The sequence below is a fragment of the Faecalibacterium sp. OF03-6AC genome (assembly GCF_003478175.1).
GTDB classification, from domain to species: Bacteria; Bacillota; Clostridia; order Oscillospirales; family Ruminococcaceae; genus Faecalibacterium; species Faecalibacterium taiwanense.
This window is the reverse complement of sequence record NZ_QUEN01000006.1, coordinates 178,569-191,839: the sequence shown is the minus strand read 5'-3', so window position 1 is coordinate 191,839 and position 13,271 is coordinate 178,569. Positions and strand designations below refer to the sequence as shown.

13 protein-coding genes and 1 pseudogene are annotated in these 13,271 nt (G+C 54.8%); 4 read left to right on the top strand and 10 right to left on the bottom strand.

Annotation, left to right across the window (positions count from 1 at the left end):
- Positions 1–7: 7 nt before the first annotated feature.
- From DXA66_RS09020 to DXA66_RS09000, 5 genes are all read right to left on the bottom strand, one after another.
- Positions 8–1,390: an MFS transporter gene (locus DXA66_RS09020; protein WP_118528303.1), complete on the bottom strand. Its 1,383-nt coding sequence runs from the start codon at positions 1,388–1,390 to the stop codon at positions 8–10.
- Between the two features lie 33 nt (positions 1,391–1,423).
- The gene (locus tag DXA66_RS09015; protein ID WP_117476342.1) at positions 1,424–1,816 is read right to left on the bottom strand and encodes a VOC family protein; all 393 of its coding nucleotides are present in this window, start codon (positions 1,814–1,816) and stop codon (positions 1,424–1,426) included.
- The gene (locus DXA66_RS09010) at positions 1,813–2,874 is read right to left on the bottom strand and encodes an NAD(P)-dependent alcohol dehydrogenase (protein ID WP_117476341.1); all 1,062 of its coding nucleotides are present in this window, start codon (positions 2,872–2,874) and stop codon (positions 1,813–1,815) included. The genes DXA66_RS09015 and DXA66_RS09010 overlap by 4 nt, the downstream gene beginning before the upstream one ends.
- Before the next feature lie 185 nt (positions 2,875–3,059).
- Positions 3,060–4,187: an ROK family transcriptional regulator gene (locus DXA66_RS09005; protein ID WP_165853632.1), complete on the bottom strand. Its 1,128-nt coding sequence runs from the start codon at positions 4,185–4,187 to the stop codon at positions 3,060–3,062.
- Between the two features lie 208 nt (positions 4,188–4,395).
- Positions 4,396–4,644, bottom strand: coding sequence for a DUF6061 family protein (locus DXA66_RS09000; protein WP_118528299.1), 249 nt, complete (start codon positions 4,642–4,644; stop codon positions 4,396–4,398).
- A gap of 575 nt (positions 4,645–5,219) precedes the next feature.
- Here DXA66_RS09000 and DXA66_RS08990 point away from each other — a divergent pair.
- Both DXA66_RS08990 and DXA66_RS08985 read left to right on the top strand, forming a co-directional pair.
- A complete protein-coding gene (locus DXA66_RS08990) occupies positions 5,220–5,438 on the top strand; it encodes a DUF6061 family protein (RefSeq protein WP_118528295.1) in 219 nt (72 codons plus the stop codon).
- A 473-nt stretch (positions 5,439–5,911) separates the two neighbouring features.
- A pseudogene (locus DXA66_RS08985) lies at positions 5,912–6,121 on the top strand (heavy metal translocating P-type ATPase); the annotation flags it as partial.
- A gap of 68 nt (positions 6,122–6,189) precedes the next feature.
- Here the strand turns inward: DXA66_RS08985 and DXA66_RS08980 are convergent.
- The 5 genes from DXA66_RS08980 to DXA66_RS08960 all read right to left on the bottom strand — a co-directional run bounded on the left by DXA66_RS08980 (position 6,190) and on the right by DXA66_RS08960 (position 11,252).
- Positions 6,190–7,089: a 4Fe-4S binding protein gene (locus tag DXA66_RS08980; RefSeq protein WP_118528293.1), complete on the bottom strand. Its 900-nt coding sequence runs from the start codon at positions 7,087–7,089 to the stop codon at positions 6,190–6,192.
- A complete protein-coding gene (locus tag DXA66_RS08975; RefSeq protein ID WP_097778365.1) occupies positions 7,086–7,550 on the bottom strand; it encodes an FMN-binding protein in 465 nt (154 codons plus the stop codon). Before DXA66_RS08975 ends, DXA66_RS08980 begins: the two co-directional genes overlap by 4 nt.
- The gene (locus tag DXA66_RS08970) at positions 7,547–8,656 is read right to left on the bottom strand and encodes an FMN-binding protein (RefSeq protein ID WP_118528291.1); all 1,110 of its coding nucleotides are present in this window, start codon (positions 8,654–8,656) and stop codon (positions 7,547–7,549) included. The genes DXA66_RS08975 and DXA66_RS08970 overlap by 4 nt, the downstream gene beginning before the upstream one ends.
- Positions 8,657–8,733: 77 nt before the next feature.
- Complete coding sequence (locus DXA66_RS08965; protein ID WP_118528289.1) at positions 8,734–10,050, bottom strand: penicillin-binding Tp47 domain C-containing protein; 1,317 nt, start codon at positions 10,048–10,050, stop codon at positions 8,734–8,736.
- Between the two features lie 365 nt (positions 10,051–10,415).
- Complete coding sequence (locus tag DXA66_RS08960) at positions 10,416–11,252, bottom strand: hypothetical protein (protein ID WP_118528287.1); 837 nt, start codon at positions 11,250–11,252, stop codon at positions 10,416–10,418.
- A gap of 371 nt (positions 11,253–11,623) precedes the next feature.
- Between DXA66_RS08960 and DXA66_RS08955 the strand changes: the two genes are divergently transcribed.
- Complete coding sequence (locus tag DXA66_RS08955; protein ID WP_118528285.1) at positions 11,624–12,406, top strand: ZIP family metal transporter; 783 nt, start codon at positions 11,624–11,626, stop codon at positions 12,404–12,406.
- A 213-nt stretch (positions 12,407–12,619) separates the two neighbouring features.
- Positions 12,620–13,231: a class I SAM-dependent methyltransferase gene (locus DXA66_RS08950; protein ID WP_118528283.1), complete on the top strand. Its 612-nt coding sequence runs from the start codon at positions 12,620–12,622 to the stop codon at positions 13,229–13,231.
- Positions 13,232–13,271 lie beyond the last annotated feature (40 nt).

Sequence of the window (13,271 nt, the reverse complement as noted above, 5' to 3'; positions counted from 1 at the left end):
TATCACCTCAACCTGTTTTTTTAGCGTTCAGTTCGGACATGATCTGGTTATACGAACGCTTACTGATTCGGTAGAAGAACAGGACAATCGCTGTTATCAGCCACAGCACACCGGGAAGCAGCGAGAATGCATAGTGCATCGCATTCTGCACGGCAGCATTCTGCACCTGATTGGGGGCAAAACTCAATGTACTCAGCACACCAGCCAGCGCAGAGGTGCCAATCGCCATGCCCAGCTTGTTCCCCAGTGAAACGAATGCGTACTGGAAACCATCGTTGCGGACACCGGTTTTCCACTCGCCATACTCCACGCAGTCGGGAACGATGGCGTAGATGGCGGTATTGAATCCGCAGAAGAAGAACTGGGACAGTGCAGCGAATGTATAGAACGGAATGGGAGAAGAAACTGCACTGAAGAAATAGAGCGCAATCAGGGAAACACCGGTTCCGGCAGCGAAAAGGGAAGCGGTGTGCCCTTTGTTGCCCAGCTTTTCAAACACGAAGGGGAATGCCGCAGCACCCAGAATGGAGGGAACGATCAGGATCATCGAGTAGATGGTAAACAGATTCTCGTTGCCTTCCACATATTTGAAGTAATAGAGCAGGTCGGCATTGCGGCCATACAGCGTCACACCGAACAGGAACTGACCCGCCAGTGCAATCAGGTAGGGCTTGTTCTGAAGCGCTGCATCCAACTGCTTTTTCAGTGAGACTTTTTTTCGCTCCGGGGGCTGGACGACCTCTTTGGTTTTGGCAAAACAGAACCAGTGACAGAGGGTGAAGATACCGCCGTAAAGGACGGTCACCAGAAGATATCCCCGTGCTGCATTATCACCGCCAAAAGCAGAGATCAAAGGCAGGGTGATGATGTTGATGATATTGATGGCGATCATGGCACAGACGGAGCGAGAGGTGTTGATTTTCGCACGCTCCTCGATGTTCTGGGTCAGGGTGCCGCAGAGCGTACCATAAGGGATGTTCACGCAGGTATAGCCCAGAACCAGTACACAGTAAGTAATGTACATATACAGGCTCTTGGCACTGTCTGACCATGCGGGGTGCGCCCAGAACGTCAGCACGAGCACCACAGCAGTTGCCGGTGCGCCGAACAGCAGCCATGGACGGTAGCGTCCCCAGCGGGAACGGGTGCGGTCGCTCAGCGAACCGATCACGGGGTCATTGATGGCATCCCAGAAGCGGGAGACCAGCATCAGGAGGGACACTGCCGCCATGCTGATGCCGCAGACATCGGTGTAAAAAATCATCAAGAAGTTGCCAACGAACATCCAGCTGAAGTTGCAGCCCACATCGCCCATGCCGTAAGCGATTTTACTGATCAGAGGGACTTTGATGTTCGTATCCTGCTGTTTCGGCTCTGCTGTGTAACTCATACGGCGCGCTCCTTTCTCCTCTTGACGCGATGCTTATAATTTCTGGCAGAACTCTATTCTCTCTTTATTCGGGCCTTCGACCATGAAAAAGCGCACACCGTTTTCCCAGAACGGCAGTGACTGGATGCTGGAATGCAGCAGGTGCATCCCTGCCTCTTTTGCTGCAGCAAAGGCGGCTTCGATATCGGTCGTTGCCAGAGCTACATGGTCGATTGCTCCGGCCTTTTCCGCCGCACGATGGTTTTCATAGGTTTCGATCATCAGATCGCCAAGCTGAAGAAACGCAACGCGCTCCCCGGCGGCTTTGTTTACCGTTTCCAGCGCAGAAACAAACCCCAGCTTCTTGTAAAATGCAATGGTCTTGTCGAGATCATTTGTCGGGATGCCAATGTGCGCCACACCGGTCAGAACCTGCGGAAAACTCATACCTTCGTTGCCTCCGCAATCTTCACCACTGCTTTGACGATGTTGGCCTTGTCCGAAATGCTCTTGTCCATGGCATTCTGGATGTCGTCAAAGTCAAAGATGTTGGTCACAATGCCCTTCAGGTTGATTTTGCCGGAAGCAACGGCATCGATCGCCATGGGGTAAATGTGGCGATAACGGAACACGGTCTTGAAGGTCAGTTCCTTGTCCAGTGCAAGGCTCATAGGCAGGGTCATCTCGCCGGATTTGGAGTAACCAACCAGAACGATGTTTGCACCCTTCTGCGCCATCTCAATGGCCTGGCGGGTAGTGATTTCTGTACCAGCAGTCTCGATAACGAGGTCGCAGCCCAGACCATCGGTCAGGTCGAGAATCGTTTGGACGGCATCCTTTTCGCGGCTGTTGATCACACCGTCTGCACCCAGTTCAAGAGCCTTATCCAGACGCTTCTGCATGATATCCACAACGTAAACACGGGAAACACCCTCGGCTTTCAGCGCCATCATGGAGACCAGACCAATGCAGCCTGCACCCATGACCACCGCAGTCTGACCGGCATGAGCACCGCCCTGATTGGCTGCGTGGAAACCAACAGCCAGAGGCTCGATCAGCGCACCTTCCATGGTGCTTACGTTGTCCGGCAGCTTGAAGCAGAGGTTTGCTTCATGGGCCACATACTCCTGAAAAACACCGTCTACCGGCGGAGTAGCGAAGAACACGACATCCGGGCAGAGGTTGTATTTGCCCTCACGGCAGAACTTGCAGTGACCGCAGGTCTTGCCCGGCTCCAGCGCAACGCGGTCGCCGACTTTCAGATGCTTGACAGCACTGCCAACTTCCACGACTGTGCCGCCCGGCTCGTGGCCCAGCACGAACGGCGGCTTGACTACATAATTGCCGATCGCACCCGTTTCATAGTAGTGCATATCGCTGCCGCAGATGCCAACGTATTCCAGCTTGACCAGAACTTCGTCCTCTTTGGGTGTGGGGATCGGGCGGGTGGTGTAGCCCATCTTGCCGATGCCGTTCATGACTGCAACTTTCATTGTGCCTTTCATAAGATGACCTCCGTTTTTGTTTGTTTATTAACTTTTATAAAGTGTTTATGAATGTGACTACAAATTAGCACACCGCACAACCAAAGTCAAGCCCTTTTTCGCGGATTCGGAGAACTGCACAAGGAAAAAGCGGCGGAATTGTGCAAAAAATCGAGGACGGCAGGTGCCGTCCTCGATGGGAAGGTTTATAGGTTCTGAATGAAGGCTTCGATATGGAGCAGAGCGGCTCCCAGCGCAGAGGCTTCCAGCTTATAGCGGCTGAACTTCAGGTAGGAACTGTCCGGCTCAAACGTATTACGCTCGACCAGCATTTCCCGGAGCGGTTCGCCAAACTCTGCCAGAAATCCGCCAACGTAGCCGCCAACAATTACATCACAGTCGAAGGTCATGCGCAGATTATTGACTGCTACAGCAAGGTAAGAAAGGTATTCATTCCATGCCGTTTGCAAAGCTGCATCGCCAGAGCGCAACCCATCAAAGAATAGTGCAAGATTTCCGTCAGTCAGTCGGGAGAGGACTTTTGCAGAGCAATAGGCATCCAGACAGCCCTTTTTTCCGCAGTAGCAGGGGCGGCCATCGGGAACGAGCGTGTTGTGCCCGAACTCTCCGGCACGAAGATGGTCGCCGCCATAGAGCGCTCCACCGGTCAGAATCGCACCACCGACACTGTTGCTCAGAGAAAGGTAGACAAGGCTGCGGGGAGATTCGAGGTCGCGCACTTCAGCAAGTCCGGCAGCGTTCGCGTCATTGATGAACCGGCAGGAGAACGGGATGTAACGGCTGAATTCTTCGGTAGGAACATTCCGCAGACCCAAGGCATGAGAGTAAACCAATGTCTGCCCCTCTTTGTCCAGAATACCGGGCAGCGAAATGCCGACACCCAGAATTTTTTCCACCGGGTAGCCCTCTTTTTCGATCAGCCCCTGCACGATTCCGGCAAGCATTTCCGCATAGGTGTCCGACCGCTCATAAAGACGCTTTTTACGCTCATAGTGGAGAAGGTTACCGGACAGATCGACCAGAACTGCTCCGACATGATTCTGGGTGATCTCCAGTCCGACCGCAAGTCTGGCATTCCGCACGGGAGCAAATGCTCTCGCCTTGCGCCCGCCGGTAGATTCAAAGGTGCCGACCTCCTGCACCAGTCCCATCGCCATCAGTTCTTTGACATTCTGCAATACGGTCGGCCAGCTGTTGTTGACTTTTGCCGCAAGCTCCGGCTGCGAGATTCGGTCGCAGGAAAAAATGCTGCGAATCGTTCGGATGCGGTTGATTTTTTTAACATCACGGTTATTTGCGCCGCTGCCGGTCATGGGCTCACTCACCTCCAAGAGCAGATTCAACATTTGAAAGAAGATTTATAAAGCTCTTTCTTATTATAGAGAATCTGGAGAGATTCTGCAAGGGAAACATTTACAAAAAAGCGTTAGCCGAAAAGAGCGAGTTGCTTATGGATAAGAAGCGATGCTACCAGCTTATGGCAAACCATAGGTCGGTGGGCACTGTGTTCTTTATAGGGACTTAATCTTCCAGCCTGCCGTGGTCGCATCCCAGCGAGAGATAGTGCTCCATCTCTCCTCCCAGCACAAGCTGTGCATACTCCAAAGGCTTATGGTAGAGCAGCCAGTCAAGTTCTGCCCGCTGTGCCGGGGTGTTGCCGTACTTGTCCTCGATGGCGACGCAGTCGATGGCAACGGCAGAGCCATCAGCGAACCGGGCTTCCACCCGATTGGTGTCCATGTTGTAGCGGCAGGAAAGCAGTTTGTTCATGGGAAAACTCCTTTTATATAAGGTGGTGTCAGTTCGATTGTCCGTATCCCTGCCAAGAATCAAATTGTTGATGTACATTTGATGTGTGGTATAAATTGGTGATATAGAGTGTGCCTTTCGCCGGATGAAACAGACCTGTTTTCACCCCATTGCATAAAAATCCGATACCTGTTTTAAGGTGCTGATTTTGGCTCTGCACATTTTTGCACACTTTTTGCACACCGGAACGGCTGGATAACGGATGCAAGACGGAACATCATGTGCAGATAATGCAAAGGATGCAAAACATAAAATTTCGATGAAACGACAAAAATAACGGAACTGCGTGATTCTGGAAATTGATGAATGTTGCACATCGGTTTCTCTTAATCAGTGGGCCCAGGGTTCGAGTCCCTGGAGGCGCACCACAACAACAAAATCCGAACTTTTTTCCGATAGGAGAAGGGTTCGGATTTTTTGTGTTCTTCGGAAAACAGAACGAATCCCTTGCTTCCATCGAAAAGCGTCCCAGACTTTATCATAAGAAAGCACGACAGACCACTGCAAGAGTGCCGTAAGGTAGAAAGGACACGAGTATGAAGTACGATGAAAGAACCTGCAAATTCAACATGGACACCGGCTGCGTGGAGCTGCTGCTCCGGGATGGGAGAATGATCTCCATTGACTGCACTGGGGTCGAGGATGGATTGGACGTGACCATGGCGCAGAGAACGGAACTGGACTACCTCATTTTCAACAAATGTTTCCAAATTGTTAAGACGCAAAAAATAAGTAGCGGGGCTCTGCTCATGTAATGGGGCCACCGTTTGCTCCGAACGAAGTTCCTGCCCCTGTTTGTGCAGCGGCGTTGACTGGAAAGCCGGTATCACGTTCGGGCGGCTCATGAAATTTTCAAGGTGCAATCTTCCCCGGAAAAGAAAAATACCGCCCAAGCAGCGCAGCGATGATTTTGTCGGGTGAATCGGCGACAAAATGAATCGGGTGTGTTGTGGGGCGGTTGATCTTTCAGGGATAATCCACGGAGAGGCCGTGTTCAAAATGAACACGACCGCATCTTGTGGAGAGATTCAGGTTACTCCACAAAATCAGTGGAATTTACAAGAAAAATACCACGGTATGTAGAATGCGTCAAGAGGATTTTGAAAAATTCGTTATGCAAAATCGAAAAAAGTACGACGCATTCAATCTTTCTGCTACCTTTATAGGCTGCGTTTGCGAATTTCCGCAAGTGAGCATGACCAAAATGATTCTCCGTATCAAGCTGCCACTAACAATGTTAAAAGTCATTGCCAACGCCCTGCAAAAGCGGGTGGGCAGCAATTACCGCTTTGTGCTCAGCTTCAACTCAGCGCTCATCCTTCTGGGCGCACTGGGCATCCTGCCCCCGGCTACCAGCGCCATGCTGCATAACCTTTCCACCCTTGGCATCAGCCTGCGCAGCATGACAGATCTGTTGGAGCAGAAGCCTTCCCTGTAAAAATGACAAATCGTCCCAGCCAAAAGGAGGCTGCTGCACAAATGTTGTGCGGCGGCCTCCTTTTTGGTTCAGATAAACCGGCAGAAACCCAGCCAGCAGCCCAGCAGGAAGAAGAGCAGCGCCTTACCCAGCACCGGCAGCCACAGGTGCTTGCACAAGGCTATATCCCACCGGTGGATGTTCTGTTTAGGGCAGGTGCCCACGCAGGCTTCACAGGCGATGCATTCCCCGCTGCGCAGGCTGCTTTCCTCCAGCTTCAGGCACACCGGGCACTGCTGCTTGCAGGCATTGCACCCCGGGATGCAGCCATCGCTCTGCCGGTGCAGCCGCGCAAAGGGCAGCACCGGCAGCAGGGCGAACACCGCTCCCATAGGGCAGAGGAACTGACAAAAGAACCGGGGCTGCACTGCCATGCCCAGCAAGATGAGCACAAACAGCGCAATGCCTACGCCGAAGCCCTCCGGCGGCAGACGCAGAGCCGTCAGGCGGGAAAACACTTCCCACGGGTTTGCGCCGGTCAGCAGCTTTTCCTGCCGGGTCACATACAGCGCCACCAGCCCCGCCAGCAGCAGATATTTGACCTTCTGCCCCCAAAGCACCGCCCGCTCCGGCAGACGGAGTGGCTTTTTGCGGTGGAACAGCTTTTTCTGGATAAGCCCGGACAGTGCCCAGACGGCATCACCCAAGCTGCCAAAGGCGCAGGCGTATCCGCAGAAAAAACGGTCGAACAGCAAAGTGATGCCGCACAGCCCCAGCAGAGAAAGCGTGAAGCTGTCCGCTGTGAGCACCTCGCCCGCACCGATGTGCAGAAAGATCTGCTTTACCCCGGAAAACCCGGCCACGAACGCGCCCGGCATGGACACAAAGAAGAACAACTGCACCCCGGTGCGCAGCCATGTACGGCGCTTTTTGTCCCGCTGACGCTGCTGCGCCGCTGTTAAAGGCTTTGCCTGTGTTTTTTCCGTCATCCTGCCGCCTTTCCCAGTGCGTCCTCGACTGCACCGATGAGACCTTCTGCCGTGAGGGTAGCGCCGGAAACGGTATCCACCCCGGCAGACTGTACTGACAGCATCTCGTCCAGCAAAGGCAGAGCCTGCTTATAGTAGGGCTTATCCTCACCGGAGGCATCCAGCACCGCAATATCGGTCATTTTTCCGTTCTGGATGGTCACCGACACCCGGATGACATCGCCAAAACCAAAGGCGCTGCCCTCATAGGTGCCGTCCCGGTAGCCGCTTTGAGTCTGCTCTGCCTGCGCTGCGCTCTGCGCCTGCAAAACGGAAGCGTTGTAGGCTTCCACCTCAGCGATCTCCTGCTTGCGTTGGCTCACCGCTGCTGCCCGGACCAGCGCCACCTGCTGGTATTGCCATAGTGCCCCCAGAATCAGCAGCAGGTTCACCGCCCGGAGAAGAAAATTCTTGTATTTCATTCCACTGCTCCTTCCGTTTCAGGTTCGGCTTCGGTCTCTTCCGGCGGCAGTACCGCTTCGGGTGCCGGCAGCACTTCCTCAGAAGATGCCGGTTCCGGTTCAGAGGATGCCGGTGCATCTGCCGGGAAAAGCTGCTGCCATATCTCTTTGAGCCATGCGGGAACGACGCTCTTTTCTTCCGGCTGCACCACCTCCACGGTGGGCGCAGCGACCGGCGTTTCCTCGGATCCTTCTGCTTCAGATGGTGCCGCGGCTTCTGCCGCTTCTTCCGATGCTGCCTGCTCCGGTTCGGCTTCCTCTGCCGGGGCAACCGCCGCCTTTGCCAGTGCCAGCTTGACCGCGTTCAGGATGCCGGTGGAGGAGTAGGTCGCGCCGGAAACGGCATCCACGTTGGGACTCTGCCCTTCCAGAATGGCGGGGATGACTTGTTTTGCCTGAGAGAGATATTCCTCCTCGTCCTCGGCGCTCAGAAGGGTGATATCGGTGATCTTATCCTCTGCCACCGTGACCTGCACCGTGATCTCGCCCTCAAAACCCATAGCTTCGGCAGTGTAGATGCCGTCAAGGTAGGTAGAGGGCGCGGTAAATTCCTCCACCACCAGCGGTGCGGCGGGCTTTGGCTGCGGCGGCAGGGGGTTGTTGACTACCTCGCCGGTCAGGGCGTTCTGCACCGCACCCAGAATGCCCCGGCTGGTATAGGTGGCCTCGGAAACGGCATCCACCTCCCAGCTCTGGGCTTCCACCACGGTGGTCAAAAGCCGCTTGGCGCGCCGCAGAAACTGCTTTGTCTCGTGGGAAGCGTCCAATATCTCGACCTCCGTGATGCTGCCGTTTTCCATGGTGACCTGCACCCGGACGGCACCGCCGTAGCCCCGGGAAGAGCCGACGTAAATTCCATCGGCATAGGGCAGCTTGGGCAGTACTTCTTCCTCCGCTTCGGAGGAAGCGGCTTCTGACGGCTGCTCCACCACAGCCGTCAGTCTTTCCGGCACGGCGGCCAGCACCGGCACGGTGCGGGGCAGGGCAAAAAGCACGGCTGCTGCTGCCGCCACCGCCGGGAGCAGCTGCACCAGCGGCAGCAGCGCATTGCATCGTTTTTTGTTCATTCCATCTTCTCCTGACACGGAAAAGCAAGGCCGCCTGCTTCAAGCGACCTTGCCGTTTTGTACTGTATTTTGCTGGATTAGGCAGCCTTCAGGTTCTGCACAGCATCGGTCAGGTGGGTCACCTGTTCCAGTGCAGCAGCCTTATACAGGGTATCCCGGCTCAGCAGTTCCATGCTTTCGGCGAGCTCAGTCTCCAGATCAGCGTAGCTGGCTGCGGTGTAAGCGGCCTTTGCCTTGCTCTGTGCCGTGGCGACCACAGCCTGCAGGGCGGCGCGGTCTGCATCGCTTGCCAGCTCGTGCTTGGCAAGGTTCTCGGCAGTGGTCTGGAACTTCACCACCGTGTCGGCATAGCCCAGTGCGCGGATAGTGATAGTCCAGTAGCCGGTGCCATCGGTACCCTCCGGCAGCTGGCAGCGGGCGGAATCGCTCAGACCCATCTGGATGCCCATGGACTTGTGCATCCAGTTGTCGGCTGCAAACTTAGTGCCGTAGGAGGCCTTGGCGTGGATATAGGTGCTGTCATCGCCGTAGTAGGTCCACACCACAGACTGCATCCGGGAGCCCAGCTCGCCGTAATTGCCGTTCAGATCCACACGGATGAACTCGCCAAAGCTGCCTACATCGCTGCCGCTGCGCAGGTTCACGGTAAGACCATCAGCAGCCTTCTGGGCGGCTTCTGCCACGCCGGAACCGGTGCCGGTATGTGCGGCAGAGAAAGTGTAGCCATCGCCGCTCTTGGTTGCGTACTTCAGGCCGTTGGTGTTTTCGTCCACCGTAGCCGTCAGGGTATAGGCGGTCAGTTCCTTTTCAGAGTAGCCACCCACCAGCTGACCGCCGTTTTCCACCACGGTGTACTTGGAGCAGAAATCTGCAAGGTCGCTGGTGGCCACGCGCACCGGCACATACTTGGTGCCCAGCACCTCGTAGTGATCCATCTGCACGGTAGAACCGTCGGCCTTGGTAATGGTGCCCCGGTTCCAGCCCACGGAGGTGCCATCGGCCAGATAGATGGTCTTGCCATCGTCCGACCAGTGGGAAACGGTGTAGCTGCTGCCGTCCTTGGCGTAGATCACAGCAGTGCTCTGGAAGCTGCCGCGGTGCAGGCCGTGGTTGACGGTAGCGCGGGAGACTGCATCAAATGCGCCAAGGTCGTGCTCCTCGTGGCTGTCCAGCTGTGCAGAGGCGGCAGCGTTGCCGGCAGCATAGACCTTCTCATTTGCCCAGTACTCATCCCAAGTCAGGGCAGCATAGAGGTAGGTGTACTTTTCGCCCAGCAGAAAATCGAAAAAGCCGTTCTCCTCCTCGGCGGGGGCTGCTGCAAAGGCGGTAGCGGTCAACAGACTGAACGCCATAGCCGCCGACAGCAGCAGGGAAAGAAATTTCTTCAGTTTCATGAAAAATTCTCCTTTCATCGCAATGGCAGAAAATTGCGGTCATATAGTTAGCCTGGTCTAACATTTCATGCAAAGAAAAACCTGCGAGGCGAGGCCCCTCAGATGGTTAGAATTGGCTAATTGACGAAACCTAAAATAGCACTCCTGTAGAGCCTTGTCAAGAAAAAGCGGGGATGTTTATGGAGGCTAATTTTTCGGCAGAAGGTGCCGACATCAGGATGAAGTTTGCTGGTTCCGGCCATGGAGCTGGACTGCGGCTGCGGCGGCGGGGCGAACATCAAAACAGAGAAAAGAAAGGCCGCCTGTTTCAAGCGACCTTGCCGTTTTGTACTGTATTTTGCTGGATCAGGCAGTTTTCCGCAGCCTCACAGTGCCACGCTGACCGGCAGGACATACACACCGTCGGCGGCGTAGAAGGTGATCTGAGTAATCGTCTTGCCGATGATGGATGCAAAGTAAGGATCATCGGCATTGAAGCCCAGTTTGGTGCCATGCCAGATGTTGGTCACATGATGCAGACCGTACTCACTGCCATCGGCGGTGGTCAGAACTACGCCGTAGACCTTGTTGGTCTTGTAGTCCAGATCAAAACCGGAGATTTTCATCTCGTAGGTGGCGTGGTGACCGTTGGTATTCAGCTCCACAGTGGTGCCCTCTACGGTGGTCTCGGTGGCGTGGACCTTGCCAAACTCCCACTTGCCGCTCAGCAGGTCATACCAGGCGGTAATGTAGCAGGCAGGGGTCTCACTGAGCTTGTAGTAAGCGTAGCTCTCGTTCTCAAACAGGGCATCCACACCGGTATAGGTGGTAGTGGATTCCTCGCCCTTCAGGGTAACGGTGATGTCGCAACTGTCGGCATCGGTGACCTGCTTTGCATTCTTCAGCGCCCACGGGGTCAGTACCTTGACCGGAAAGGAAACACCGGTGATGTCGGTGCCGTCGGCGTTGACATGGTAGGAACCGGCAGCAAGCTTGCCTGCACGGGTCTTGTTTTTGGTGGCGCTGGTAACAGCATCTATCTCAGATGCGTTGTCCACACCGGCAGCTTTGTAGAAATCGGCGTAAGGGATGTTCATCTGGACATAGCTGGAGGACAGGCAGTTCTCCTGCTCCACCTCTTCCGCAGCGAAGGCCGGGACTGCCACAGCGCACACCAGCATAGCAGCAGCAAGTGCACCTGCAAATACTTTTTTCAATCTCATTGTAACACACCTCAATCTCTGGTTTGAAAAGGTTTGAAAACACACGGTTAGCTATACCTAACATTTCGTGCAAAGAAAAACCCGCGGGGCGAGACCCCTCAGATGGTTAGGATGAGCTAATTGACGAAACTTAAAATAGCACGCCTGCAGAGCCTTGTCAAGAAAAAGCGGGAATGTTTATGGAGGTTAATTTTTCGGTAGAAGGTGCCGCAAAGCCTTTGGGCAACACCGCACAATTCCCGCCTGACGGCTTGAGCACCGTTCCGGCGGCTGTGGCGCTTAGAATTATGCGGGATTGCCCTTGACCTTTTTGCCGGAGCGCAGTATACTTTTTATGTGGTTAGTTATATTTAACCACAAGGAGGTTCGACATGATACAAGACGCATTCTGGGGGATCCTGATCCCCTTTCTGGGCACAAGTCTTGGGGCAGGCTGTGTATTCTTTTTGAAAAAGTCCCTGAGCGACGGCATCCAGCGTGCCCTCACCGGCTTTGCCGCCGGAGTGATGGTGGCGGCATCGGTATGGAGCTTGCTGATCCCGGCTATGGAGCAGGCCGCAGATCTGGGCAGGCTGGCGTTTTTCCCGGCGGCAGCAGGCTTTTGGCTGGGCATCCTGTTTTTGCTGCTGCTGGACCATCTCATCCCGCATCTGCACCAGAACAGTTTGCAGGCCGAAGGGCCAAAAAGCCAGCTCCAGCGCACCACCATGATGGTTTTGGCGGTGACGCTGCACAACATCCCGGAGGGCATGGCAGTGGGCGTAGTCTATGCCGGATATCTTGCCGGGAGCGCTCAGATCACTGCCGCCGGGGCGCTGGCGCTTTCCCTTGGCATTGCCATCCAGAACTTTCCGGAGGGTGCCATCATCTCCATGCCCCTGCGGGCGGAAGGAATGAAAAAGGGCCGGGCGTTCTGGGGCGGCGTACTGTCCGGCATCGTAGAGCCTATCGGGGCAGTGCTGACGATTCTGGCGGCAGGCATCGTGGTGCCCGCTTTGCCCTATCTGCTCAGCTTTGCCGCCGGAGCCATGCTGTATGTTGTGGTGGAGGAGCTGATCCCGGAAATGTCACAGGGACAGCACTCCAACGTTGGCACCGTGTTTTTTGCGGTAGGCTTCAGCGTGATGATGGTGCTGGATGTGGCACTGGGGTGACGGCTGGGGGTCTTGAAAACGAAATCTATTTCGGAATCTCCGAAAATACCTGAACTTCTTGACAGCGACAACAGCAGGGCGTATTATTTTGGCAGAAGGGCCGCTGAGATGCGGCTTTTTATAGAACAAAAAGTTAGCTTTTACTAACTACAGCGCGAGGAACTGCGTGAAAAGCATTGCATTGTGAACTGTAAATAGAAAGAGGGTGGCGTTATGTCCTTTTTTGAAAACACCCGCAAGCCCGTAGGTCTTGGCGGGAAGATCATGGTTACCATGATGAACTTTGGCCACAGCGCAATGGCAGCGTGGGGGCTGCGTTTTTTGCAGCCTGCCCCGGATGCCAGGGTGCTGGACTGCGGCTGCGGTGGCGGGGCGAACATCAAAACGCTGTTGAAACTGTGCCCTAAAGGCAAGGTGCAGGGCATCGATTATTCGGCTGTCAGCGTAGAAAAAGCGCGTAAGGTCAATGCGGGCGCCATTGCGGCAGGACGGTGTACCGTGCAGCAGGCAAGTGTGGCAGAACTGCCGTTTGAAGCGGAGCAGTTTGAGGTAGTGACCGCCTTTGAAACGGTCTATTTCTGGCCGGAACTTGTGCAGAATTTCAGAGAGGTCTATCGGGTGCTGAAGCCCGGCGGGGTCTTTTTCATCTGCAATGAAGCAAACGGCGAAACAGCAAAAGACGACAAATGGACACAGATCATCAATGGCATGACCATCTACACGGATACTGCCCTGAAAACATATCTGGAGCAAGCAGGCTTCTGTAAGATTCAGAGCCACAAAAATAAAAAGGGCTGGCTGTGCGTTATGGCGCAAAAGCGGTGAAATAGTGTAAGGAGAACGAAGTATGGAGCGAAAAGAAGCA

Coding starts and splice junctions, on each gene's coding strand:
- DXA66_RS09020 (WP_118528303.1), bottom strand. CDS start 1,390: ATGAGTTACACAGCAGAGCCGAAACAGCAGGATACGAACATCAAAGTC.
- DXA66_RS09015 (WP_117476342.1), bottom strand. CDS start 1,816: ATGAGTTTTCCGCAGGTTCTGACCGGTGTGGCGCACATTGGCATCCCG.
- DXA66_RS09010 (WP_117476341.1), bottom strand. CDS start 2,874: ATGAAAGGCACAATGAAAGTTGCAGTCATGAACGGCATCGGCAAGATG.
- DXA66_RS09005 (WP_165853632.1), bottom strand. CDS start 4,187: ATGACCGGCAGCGGCGCAAATAACCGTGATGTTAAAAAAATCAACCGC.
- DXA66_RS09000 (WP_118528299.1), bottom strand. CDS start 4,644: ATGAACAAACTGCTTTCCTGCCGCTACAACATGGACACCAATCGGGTG.
- DXA66_RS08990 (WP_118528295.1), top strand. CDS start 5,220: ATGAAGTACGATGAAAGAACCTGCAAATTCAACATGGACACCGGCTGC.
- DXA66_RS08980 (WP_118528293.1), bottom strand. CDS start 7,089: ATGACGGAAAAAACACAGGCAAAGCCTTTAACAGCGGCGCAGCAGCGT.
- DXA66_RS08975 (WP_097778365.1), bottom strand. CDS start 7,550: ATGAAATACAAGAATTTTCTTCTCCGGGCGGTGAACCTGCTGCTGATT.
- DXA66_RS08970 (WP_118528291.1), bottom strand. CDS start 8,656: ATGAACAAAAAACGATGCAATGCGCTGCTGCCGCTGGTGCAGCTGCTC.
- DXA66_RS08965 (WP_118528289.1), bottom strand. CDS start 10,050: ATGAAACTGAAGAAATTTCTTTCCCTGCTGCTGTCGGCGGCTATGGCG.
- DXA66_RS08960 (WP_118528287.1), bottom strand. CDS start 11,252: ATGAGATTGAAAAAAGTATTTGCAGGTGCACTTGCTGCTGCTATGCTG.
- DXA66_RS08955 (WP_118528285.1), top strand. CDS start 11,624: ATGATACAAGACGCATTCTGGGGGATCCTGATCCCCTTTCTGGGCACA.
- DXA66_RS08950 (WP_118528283.1), top strand. CDS start 12,620: ATGTCCTTTTTTGAAAACACCCGCAAGCCCGTAGGTCTTGGCGGGAAG.